Raw genomic sequence first — 9,601 nt, forward strand, 5'->3', positions numbered from 1 at the left:
CTGGGCGTCGATACCGGTTTATACGCCAGGATCCGGTTTTTCGTTACTGCCATCACGCTATCGGTTCCATACGCGCAAGGCATCGCGATCACAAAGAGGCGAGCCGGGCTGCCCCGGCTCGCCGGTGTGCGCATCCCGCGGGGGGGGGGTAATCGGGCGGGCGCGGCTTACGACGCCGGCATCAGCACGGTGTCGACCACGTGGATGACGCCGTTGGACTGATTGACGTTCGAGATCGCGACGGTCGAGGAACCGCCCCTGGCGTCGACGATCATGACCTTGCCGCCGGCCTTCCTCACGGTCAGCTCTTCGCCTTCGACGGTCTTGAGCTTCTGGCCGTCGGCGAGGTCGGAGGCCGCGAGCTTGCCCGCGACGACGTGATAGGTCAGGATCCTGGTCAGGGTCGCCTTGTTCTCGGGCTTGACCAGGGTGTCGACGGTGCCGGCCGGCAACTTGCCGAACGCGGCGTTGGTCGGCGCGAACACGGTGAACGGGCCCTTGCCTTCCAGCGTCTCGACCAGGCCGGCGGCCTTCACCGCGGCGACCAGGGTGGTGTGGTCCCTGGAGTTGACGGCATTCTGGATGATGTTCCTGGAGGGGAACATCGCGGCACCGCCGACCATCACGGTCTTCTCGCCGGACATCTTGTCGTTCTTCATCATCTTGTCTTCGGCGCTGGCGGGCGCAATGACGGTAACGGTGAAGGCCAGCGCGCTGAACGCGACAGCCGACAAAAGTGCGATACGCTTGGACATGGATTGATCTCCCGATGGATTGAGCTGGCCGGCAGGCATTCCGCCGGATGTGAAACAACGAGGCTGGTCGATCGACCGGTAGGCTGCGTCGTCGTTGCCCGAGTTACGGGAGGCGCGCGGGGCGGTTTCGACGAATAACTTTTCGTGATCGCTGAAACTATTTTCGGATCGGCGCGTTGCGCGGTCCAACTTCTCGCACCGCTCCGGTGAACGCCGGGACCACACGGTTTTGCCGTACGCTTCGGTGCCGGTCGTCTGCGTGATGGTGATCGCTCACTGGTTGACCCGCCCTGCAATCCCGCTTCACGCCCGACGCCGCCGCGTCCACCGCAACCCGTCCCAACGTTCGTGACGATGGCCAACGCCCCCCTTCTTGGGACGGGATGGCGCGAGCTTGTAGAGATGATTTGCCCGACGAGGCTGGGCAAGCCCGTAGGATGGGTTGAGCCCTTCGCGAAACCCATCACCTTGCCACCGGACCCTGCGGCCGTTCGCCAAACTCCCCATCGTGAGAAGCTGCCTCCAGCAACGAAATTGCGACGGTAGTCGGCCATGCGGCCCACTCGCCCGTGACGAGTTTCGCCGAAGCGATGCCTATCAATCGCAGTTTGCGAAGGCGATGGGTTTCGCGAAGGGCTCAACCCATCCTACGGGCTGCTTTGTGGTGCTGAAGTAAATGAGTTGTAATCTGCCGCCTGTCTTGCATTGTGCGGTTGAGGATTGGAGCCAACGCCTCCTCCGCGACCGCAACGTTTCCGGCAAAACAAACGCAGCAAGTGGGCGAAATCGCGATGCACTTCAGGCCTCCGTCCAGGAGCGTTGGATGGAGAGCCCCACTGTCGGCAATTTTCGTGTCACTGATGATGCGAATCTCATCATCATCAATCACGCGCGCCACTACGAGGCTCATGTTGAGGCTTTCCGAATTACGGTGGAATACGGGGACAGTGCCATTTAACTCGATCCATGCGTTGGCGCGGTCAACGGCTTTCCGGCTCGACCAGCTCCGACCCGCGCTTGCCCGGTTTGAGTGCACGCCCGGTCCGGCGTTCGCGCGGTGCGGCAGGATCAAGCCGAAGCCTTGCGCTTTACCGCCTTGCGCAAGGTCTCATCGATCCGCGACTGCCAGCCCGATCCGGTCGATTTGAAATGCTCGATCACCTCCGGGCTGAGGCGCAGCGAGACAAGTTTTTTGGTCGGCGACTTGTTCGGGCCCCGTCCTTTTCGAATGGATGCGCCCAGATCAGGGAAGACTTCAGCGAATGGCCGGGCCCTGGCGAAATCCGCCCTTGTCAGCTTCGGATTGTCGCTGACTTCGCGCAGATCCTTTTTGCTGTAGGCTGCTTTTTTTCTAGCGTTCGGCATAGAATTTCCTTTCATTGCGGCTTGCGGGCCGCATGCTGATGATGCTTACGCCTTCACGCCCCAGCCGGGCGAATACGACGACGACAACACCCCGGATGTTCACGCCGACCGCGACCCAGCGCTTGCTCTTGTTGTGCGAAGGAATGATCACCGCGTTATCGAAAAACGTCTCGTTTAGATCAGCGAAATCCAGCCCGTGCTTTTCGAGGTTGGCGAGCCGCTTCGGTTCGTCCCAAACGATTTGCATAATCTTTATGTAGCTACAATTTATATTCTGTCAAAAGATATCTTGTAGCTACAACATAAATCCCCCGCCACCCCCTGGGCCAATTACGGCCAACAGGACCGGGGTGGCACGGGCGCGCTTGCGCCGCGCCCGCCCTCCTCAGTTGGCCAGGAGAGTAACTAATCCCGGCTCAGCGGCGTCTGGATGAACCCCCGGTTCCAGGTCGGGCTGATCAAAATCTCGTTCATGCAGACGCGCGGCGGCATGCTGGCGACGAAGGCGATGGTGCGGCCGCAATCTTCGGGCTGCAGCATCCGCGCCTGCTCCTCCGCGCTCGGCACCACCGGCCGCAGCTTCAGGATCGGAGTCGCGACCTCGCCCGGCGACAGGCAGCACGCCCGCAGGCCGTTGACGCATTCGTCCATGTTGAAGGAATGGGTCAGCGCCAGCACCGCGTGCTTGGTCGTGGTGTAGGCCGGGCCCGGCATCTTTGAGACGTGACGGCCGGCCCATGAGGCGACGTTGATGATGCAGCCGTCCTTTTGCCGGCGCATCGCCGGCAGCACCGCGTGCATGCAATAGAGCACGCCATTGAGATTGATCTCGACCAGTTTTTCCCAGCCTTCCAGCTCCATGTCGGCCCAGCTCCGCTTCGGCACATTGATGCCCGCGCTGTTGACCAGCAGGTCGATCCGGCCATGCCGCTCGAGGATCTGCTCGGCGGCCTTGTGGACATCGTCCTTCCTGCTGACGTCGAGCGCAATCGCCTCGGCCTTGCCGCCGCTCCCGGTGATCTTCGCCACCACGCCGTCCAGCGCGGCCTTGCGGCGTCCCGAAACCACGACGATCCAGCCGTCCGCCGCCAGCGCCTCGGCCCCGGCTTCGCCGATCCCGCTGCCGCCCCCGGTCACCCAGGCCACGCGTTTCCCGTCATTTGACATGCAAACTGTCTCCGTTGCCTTGTGAAGGGCGTTTTTGCTAATGCAGCCTCAAGATCAGCCTTTGGATTGTCGGCCTCCGTCCTCACGGAATGTTGCATGAACCCCACCGCCAACGCCAACCTGTTTTCCCGCCTGTTCGACCGGCTCGACGATCCGGGCCGGCTCGCGATCGAGACCCATGACGGACAGCGCATCAGCTATGGCGACCTGATCGCCCGTGCCGGGCGGATGGCCAACGTTCTGGTGGCGCGCGGAGTCAAGCCGGGCGACCGCGTCGCGGCCCAGACCGAGAAGTCGGTGCCGGGCCTGGTACTCTATCTCGCCGCGGTTCGCGCCGGCGCGGCCTATCTGCCGCTCAACACCGCCTATACGCTGAACGAACTGGAATATTTCATCACCGACGCCGAGCCGTCATTGGTGGTGTGCGATCCGTCGAAAGCGGAAGGGATCGGCGCGATCGCGGAAAAAGTCAACGCCAGGGTCGAAACGCTGGGGGCTGACGGCATGGGCTCGCTGACCGACGCCGCCGACAAGGCAGGCGCGGAATTCGACACCGTGGCGCGCGGCAATGACGACCTCGCGGCTATCCTCTACACCTCCGGCACCACCGGCCGCTCCAAGGGCGCGATGCTCAGCCATGACAATCTCGCGTCGAATTCGCGCTCGCTGGTCGACTACTGGCGTTTCACCAGAGACGACGTGCTGATCCACGCGCTGCCGATCTATCACACCCACGGCCTGTTCGTGGCCAGCAACGTCACGCTGTTTGCGCGCGCCGCGATGATCTTCCTGCCGAAATTCGATCCCGAACTGATCATCAGGCTGATGGCACGCGCCACCGTCTTGATGGGCGTGCCGACCTTCTACACGCGGCTCCTGCAAAGCCCCGCGCTGTCGCGCGAGTCGACCAGACATATGCGGCTGTTCATTTCAGGCTCGGCGCCGCTGCTCGCCGACACCCATCGCGAATGGGCGGCGCGCACCGGCCATGCCGTGCTCGAGCGCTACGGCATGACCGAGACCAACATGAACACCTCGAACCCCTATGACGGCGAGCGCGTCCCCGGCGCGGTCGGCCATGCGCTGCCCGGTGTTTTCGTGCGCGTCACCGATCCAGAAACCGGCAAGGAACTGGCGCGCGAGACCATCGGCATGATCGAGGTCAAAGGTCCGAATGTCTTCAAGGGCTACTGGCGGATGCCGGAGAAGACGAGGTCCGAATTCCGCGACGACGGCTTCTTCATCACCGGCGATCTCGGCAAGATCGACGACAAGGGCTATGTCCACATTCTCGGCCGCGGCAAGGATCTGGTGATCTCCGGCGGCTTCAATGTCTACCCGAAGGAAATCGAGAGCGAGATCGACGCCATGCCCGGCGTGATCGAATCCGCCGTGATCGGCGTGCCGCATGCCGATTTCGGCGAAGGCGTCACCGCCGTCGTGGTCTGCAACAAGGGCGCCGGGGTCGATGAAGCTTCGGTGCTGAAGGCGCTCGACGGGCGGCTGGCGAAATTCAAGATGCCGAAGCGGGTGATCGTGGTCGACGAACTGCCGCGCAACGCCATGGGCAAGGTGCAGAAGAATATTTTGCGGGATACTTATTCGAAGATTTACGCGAAGTAGACCGCAGTCCAAAGCCGTCATTGCGAGCAAAGCGAAGCGATCCAGCTTTGTTTCAACAAAGAAAGAATGGATTGCTTCGCTTCGCTCGCAATGGCGAAGGGCAGCAATGCGGCGAAACCATTACAGCAAGCTTATCACAAACCGGCCGCCGACGATGAAGAGATAGCAGCCGAACGCGATTTCCAGCGTCCGCTTCGACATCGCATGCGCCGCCTTGACCCCGAGCGGCGCGGTCAGCAGGCTGGTCGGCATCACGAGGATGGCGCCGATCAGCGAGACGTAGCCGATCGCAAGCGGCGATTGCAGCGCGGCGATGTCGGGATAGCGCGCGGCCGCCGGCCAGCCGGCATAGACGTAGCCGAGCGCACCGGGGATCGAAATGAACACCGCGAGCGCCGACGACGTCGCCACCGCCTGATGGATCGGCCGGCCGTAGAGGGTCATCAGCATGTTCGAGAACAACCCGCCGCCGACCCCCATCAGGGTCGAGAGCAGCCCGACGAAGAAGCCATAGAGCCGCATCAGCGGGCCTTTTGGGACCTCGTCGCCGAATTTCCAGCTCTCGCGCGCCAGTATCAGCCGCGTCGCCCCGAACCACGCCACGCCGACGAAGACGATCTTGAACAAGCGCTCCGGCGCGAAGCGCGCGATGATGCTGCCGGCGACCACCCCGAGCACGATCGGCAGCCACCAGAGCCTGAGGATCCCGGTATCGACCGCGCCACGGGCATAATGGGCGCGAAACGAGCTGATCGAGGTCGGGATGATGATGGCGAGCGAAGTGCCGATGCAGAGCGGCATCCGCACCTCCAGCGGCACCCCGGCCAGCCGAAAACACTCGTAGAACACCGGAACCAGGATCGCACCGCCGCCGATGCCAAAAATGCCGGCGAAAAATCCCGACAGCGCCCCCACCGCCACCAGCATCAGCGCCAGTTCGATCAGTTCGGAGACATCCAGCCCGGCGATCGCCATTCGCGGTTTCCAAAAACCCCTTTGCGCCGAACCTGCCCGTGTCCATGAATTGCGCTTCCGGCATACCAGCCATGAACGAGCGCCGATCATTGTCAACGCCCGTAATTGCACGGCTGGTGGATAGCTGTGAACCATCGTTCGCAATTGGCGATTTTGGCCGTTGCGCGGACTGTTTCGACTTCGTAAATAGGACTGCCTTACCGCGATCCCGAATGGGCCGTCCGCGGGCCCCCCGCCAACCGTCGAAGCCGCCGATGACCGCCAGGATCGAACGTCCGCTTTCCCCGCATCTGCAGACCTATCGCTGGACCCTGACGATGGCGCTGTCCATCGTCCACCGCTTGACCGGCGTGGCGCTCTATTTCGGCACGTTGCTGCTGGCGTGGTGGCTGATCGCGGCCGCTTCGGGCCCCGCCGACTATGCCAATGTGCAGGCCTTCACCGGCAGCATCATCGGCCGCCTGATCGTGTTCGGCTACACCTGGGCGCTGCTGCATCATCTGCTCAGCGGCCTCAGGCATTTGGTCTGGGATCTCGGCTATGGCTTCAAGGCCAACGAACGCGAGGCAATGACCTGGGGCGCGCTGATCGGCGGCATCGCGCTGACCGTGCTGGTGTGGATCGCAGCCTACACGATCGGAGGCGGACGATGACCGCGCCCAATTCCCCCTCGATGCGCACGCCGCTCAGCCGCGTCCGCAACCTCGGCGCCTCGCATTCCGGCACCTCGGATTTCTGGCGCCAGCGCCTCACGGCGGTGGCGATGACGCTGTTGATCGTGCCGGTGATCGTGGTGGTCATCATGCTGATCGGCCGCAATCAGGCCGGCGCCGCCCAAATTCTCGGTTCGCTGCCGATCGCGGTCATCATGCTGCTGTTCATCATCGCCAGCGTCTGGCACATGAAGATCGGCATGCAGGTGGTGATCGAGGACTATGTGCAGAGCGAAAAGCTGAAGCTTGCCAGCGTCATGGCCAACAACTTCTTCTGCGTCGCGGTGGCGCTGGCCACGATCTACGCGATCCTCAAACTGTCATCTGGAGTGTAGCCGATGGCCGCTGACGGCAACGGCAAGGCCGCCAATGGCGGTGGCCCTGCCACCAATGGCAAAGCCTATCCGATCGAAGACCACATTTATGACGTCGTGGTGGTGGGCGCCGGCGGCGCCGGCCTGCGCGCCGTGGTCGGCTGCAGCGAGGCCGGCTTGCGCACCGCCTGCATCACCAAAGTGTTTCCGACCCGCTCGCACACGGTAGCCGCCCAGGGCGGCATTTCCGCCGCGCTCGGCAACATGCATCCGGACGACTGGCGCTGGCACATGTACGACACCGTCAAGGGGTCGGACTGGCTCGGCGACCAGGACGCGATCGAATACATGGTGCGCAACGCGCCCGAAGCCGTCTACGAACTCGAGCATTGGGGCGTGCCGTTCTCGCGCACCGAGGACGGCAGGATCTATCAGCGCCCGTTCGGCGGCATGACCCTGGACTACGGCAAGGGCCAGGCGCAGCGCACCTGCGCCGCCGCCGACCGCACCGGCCACGCCATGCTGCACACCATGTATGGCCAGGCGCTGCGTCACTCGGCCGAATTCTACATCGAGTTCTTCGCCATCGATTTGATGATGGACGACCAGGGCGTCTGCCGCGGCGTGATCGCGCTCAAGCTCGACGACGGCACGCTGCACCGGTTCCGCGCCCAGACCACGATCCTGGCGACCGGCGGCTACGGCCGCGCCTATGCCTCCTGCACCTCGGCGCATACCTGCACCGGGGACGGCAGCGCCATGGCGTTGCGCGCCGGGCTGCCGCTGCAGGACATGGAATTCGTCCAGTTTCACCCGACCGGCATCTACGGTTCGGGCTGTCTCGTCACTGAGGGCGCGCGCGGCGAAGGCGGCTATCTGGTCAATTCCGAGGGCGAGCGTTTCATGGAGCGTTACGCGCCTTCCGCCAAGGATCTGGCGTCGCGCGACGTGGTCTCGCGCGCGATGACGATCGAAATTCGCGAAGGCCGCGGCGTCGGCAAGAAGAAGGACCACATCTACCTGCACCTCGACCACCTCGATCCCAAGGTGCTGCATGAGCGGCTGCCGGGCATTTCGGAATCGGTACGAATCTTCGCCAATGTCGACGTCACCCGCGAGCCGATCCCGATCGTGCCGACCGCGCATTACAATATGGGCGGCATTCCCACCAATTATCACGGCGAAGTGCTGACCAAGCAGAACGGCGACGACAATGCCGTGGTGCCCGGGCTGATGGCGCTCGGCGAAGCCGCCTGCGTCTCCGTGCATGGCGCCAACCGGCTCGGCTCCAATTCGCTGATCGATCTGGTGGTGTTCGGCCGGGCCGCTGCGCTGCGCTGCGCCGAAAAGCTGACGGTCAACGGCAAGCAGCCGGAACTGCCGGCCGGCTCCGCCGACCAGGCGCTCGGCCGGCTCGATCGCTACCGCTACGCCTCCGGGGGCACGCCGACGGCCAAACTGCGCGAGGGCATGCAGCAGGTGATGCAGAACAATTGCGCGGTGTTCCGCACCGGCGACCTGCTGCAGGAAGGCCAGAACCTGATCCACAAGGTGCATGGCGGCGTCAGTGACGTTGCGGTGTCCGACCGCTCGCTGGTCTGGAATTCCGACCTGATCGAGACGCTGGAATTCGACAATCTGATCGTGCAGGCGGTGGTGACCATGGACTCGGCGGCCAACCGCACCGAGAGCCGCGGCGCGCACGCGCGCGAGGATTTTGCCGACCGCGACGACAAGAACTGGATGAAGCACACGCTGGCGTGGATCGATGCGCATGGCAGGAGCACGATCGACTACCGCCCGGTGCATGACTATACGATGACGAACGACGTGCAGTACATCCCGCCGAAGGCGCGGGTGTATTGAGCTTGTCATGCGCGGGCTTGACCCGCGCATCCATCCTCAAAAGATGATGGATTGCCGGGTCAAGCCCGGCAATGACGGGAGGAACCGCAGAGGCAGGGCATATGGTTGAATTCGCGCTTCCGAAAAACTCCAGGATCAGCGGCGGCAAGAGCTGGCCGAAACCTTCAGGCGCGACCGAGACGCGCGAATTCAAGGTGTATCGCTGGAATCCGGACGACGGCAAGAATCCGAGCGTCGACACCTATTACGTCGATACCAATGATTGCGGTCCGATGGTCCTGGACGGCCTGATCTGGATCAAGAACCACATCGATCCGACGCTCACATTCCGCCGCTCCTGCCGCGAGGGCGTCTGCGGCTCCTGCGCCATGAACATCGACGGCCTGAACACGCTGGCCTGCACCAAGTCGATGCACGACGTGAAGGACGGCGCGGTCAAGATCAATCCGTTGCCGCATCAGCCGGTGGTCAAGGACCTGGTCCCCGACCTCACCAATTTCTATGCGCAATACGCCTCGATCGAGCCGTGGCTGAAGACCACCACGCCGACGCCGCAGAAGGAATGGAAGCAGAGCCACGCCGACCGCGAAAAGCTCGACGGTCTCTACGAATGCATTCTGTGCGCCTGCTGCTCGACCTCGTGCCCGAGCTATTGGTGGAACAGCGAACGCTTCCTCGGGCCGGCCGCGCTGCTGCAGGCGACGCGCTGGGTGAAGGACTCGCGCGACGAAGCCACCGGCGAACGGCTCGACGATCTCGAAGACCCGTTCCGGCTCTATCGCTGCCACACCATCCTGAACTGCGCCAAGGCATGCCCGAAGGG

At 63.3% G+C, this 9,601-nt stretch carries 11 protein-coding genes; 5 read left to right on the forward strand and 6 right to left on the reverse strand.

All coding sequences use genetic code 11. The annotated features are described in order from the left end of the window. Window positions 1-167 precede the first annotated feature (167 nt). The 5 genes from WCE35_RS02510 to WCE35_RS02530 all read right to left on the reverse strand — a co-directional run bounded on the left by WCE35_RS02510 (window position 168) and on the right by WCE35_RS02530 (window position 3,287). The gene (locus WCE35_RS02510) at window positions 168-755 is read right to left on the reverse strand and encodes a fasciclin domain-containing protein (RefSeq protein ID WP_424591762.1); all 588 of its coding nucleotides are present in this window, start codon (window positions 753-755) and stop codon (window positions 168-170) included. 637 nt (window positions 756-1,392) lie between these two features. Then, window positions 1,393-1,665, reverse strand: coding sequence for a hypothetical protein (locus WCE35_RS02515; protein WP_424591763.1), 273 nt, complete (start codon window positions 1,663-1,665; stop codon window positions 1,393-1,395). A 158-nt stretch (window positions 1,666-1,823) separates the two neighbouring features. Next, window positions 1,824-2,120: a BrnA antitoxin family protein gene (locus tag WCE35_RS02520; RefSeq protein WP_424591764.1), complete on the reverse strand. Its 297-nt coding sequence runs from the start codon at window positions 2,118-2,120 to the stop codon at window positions 1,824-1,826. Continuing rightward, window positions 2,107-2,367, reverse strand: coding sequence for a BrnT family toxin (locus tag WCE35_RS02525; protein WP_424591765.1), 261 nt, complete (start codon window positions 2,365-2,367; stop codon window positions 2,107-2,109). Before WCE35_RS02525 ends, WCE35_RS02520 begins: the two co-directional genes overlap by 14 nt. A gap of 158 nt (window positions 2,368-2,525) precedes the next feature. Continuing rightward, the gene (locus WCE35_RS02530) at window positions 2,526-3,287 is read right to left on the reverse strand and encodes an SDR family oxidoreductase (RefSeq protein ID WP_424591766.1); all 762 of its coding nucleotides are present in this window, start codon (window positions 3,285-3,287) and stop codon (window positions 2,526-2,528) included. A gap of 96 nt (window positions 3,288-3,383) precedes the next feature. Here WCE35_RS02530 and WCE35_RS02535 point away from each other — a divergent pair, with 96 nt between their 5' ends. Further along, entirely contained in the window at window positions 3,384-4,910 is a 1,527-nt protein-coding gene (locus WCE35_RS02535) for a malonate--CoA ligase (RefSeq protein WP_424591767.1), read from the forward strand. A 120-nt stretch (window positions 4,911-5,030) separates the two neighbouring features. Here WCE35_RS02535 and WCE35_RS02540 read toward each other — a convergent pair whose 3' ends face one another. Then, on the reverse strand, window positions 5,031-5,885 hold the full coding sequence (locus WCE35_RS02540) for a sulfite exporter TauE/SafE family protein (protein ID WP_424591768.1): 855 nt from the start codon (window positions 5,883-5,885) through the stop codon (window positions 5,031-5,033). A gap of 254 nt (window positions 5,886-6,139) precedes the next feature. Between WCE35_RS02540 and sdhC the strand changes: the two genes are divergently transcribed. From sdhC to WCE35_RS02560, 4 genes are all read left to right on the forward strand, one after another. Then, window positions 6,140-6,538 (forward strand): succinate dehydrogenase, cytochrome b556 subunit, encoded by a 399-nt coding sequence (sdhC, locus tag WCE35_RS02545; RefSeq protein WP_424591769.1) that lies wholly within the window; start codon window positions 6,140-6,142, stop codon window positions 6,536-6,538. A 20-nt stretch (window positions 6,539-6,558) separates the two neighbouring features. Beyond that, the gene (gene sdhD / locus WCE35_RS02550; protein WP_424591772.1) at window positions 6,559-6,933 is read left to right on the forward strand and encodes a succinate dehydrogenase, hydrophobic membrane anchor protein; all 375 of its coding nucleotides are present in this window, start codon (window positions 6,559-6,561) and stop codon (window positions 6,931-6,933) included. Window positions 6,934-6,936: 3 nt separating this feature from the next. After that, the gene (gene sdhA / locus WCE35_RS02555) at window positions 6,937-8,778 is read left to right on the forward strand and encodes a succinate dehydrogenase flavoprotein subunit (protein WP_424591770.1); all 1,842 of its coding nucleotides are present in this window, start codon (window positions 6,937-6,939) and stop codon (window positions 8,776-8,778) included. 101 nt (window positions 8,779-8,879) lie between these two features. After that, window positions 8,880-9,601: succinate dehydrogenase iron-sulfur subunit (locus WCE35_RS02560; RefSeq protein WP_424591771.1), on the forward strand; the 722-nt coding region annotated here is incomplete at its 3' end.

The sequence above is a fragment of the Bradyrhizobium sp. genome (genome assembly GCF_049691595.1).
GTDB lineage: Bacteria > Pseudomonadota > Alphaproteobacteria > Rhizobiales > Xanthobacteraceae > Bradyrhizobium.

Excerpts from the sequence above, each read along its gene's own strand:
- WCE35_RS02510 (WP_424591762.1), bottom strand. The coding sequence starts at position 755 with ATGTCCAAGCGTATCGCACTTTTGTCGGCTGTCGCGTTCAGCGCGCTG.
- WCE35_RS02515 (WP_424591763.1), bottom strand. The coding sequence starts at position 1,665 with ATGAGCCTCGTAGTGGCGCGCGTGATTGATGATGATGAGATTCGCATC.
- WCE35_RS02520 (WP_424591764.1), bottom strand. The coding sequence starts at position 2,120 with ATGCCGAACGCTAGAAAAAAAGCAGCCTACAGCAAAAAGGATCTGCGC.
- WCE35_RS02525 (WP_424591765.1), bottom strand. The coding sequence starts at position 2,367 with ATGCAAATCGTTTGGGACGAACCGAAGCGGCTCGCCAACCTCGAAAAG.
- WCE35_RS02530 (WP_424591766.1), bottom strand. The coding sequence starts at position 3,287 with ATGTCAAATGACGGGAAACGCGTGGCCTGGGTGACCGGGGGCGGCAGC.
- WCE35_RS02535 (WP_424591767.1), top strand. The coding sequence starts at position 3,384 with ATGAACCCCACCGCCAACGCCAACCTGTTTTCCCGCCTGTTCGACCGG.
- WCE35_RS02540 (WP_424591768.1), bottom strand. The coding sequence starts at position 5,885 with ATGGCGATCGCCGGGCTGGATGTCTCCGAACTGATCGAACTGGCGCTG.
- sdhC (WP_424591769.1), top strand. The coding sequence starts at position 6,140 with ATGACCGCCAGGATCGAACGTCCGCTTTCCCCGCATCTGCAGACCTAT.
- sdhD (WP_424591772.1), top strand. The coding sequence starts at position 6,559 with ATGCGCACGCCGCTCAGCCGCGTCCGCAACCTCGGCGCCTCGCATTCC.
- sdhA (WP_424591770.1), top strand. The coding sequence starts at position 6,937 with ATGGCCGCTGACGGCAACGGCAAGGCCGCCAATGGCGGTGGCCCTGCC.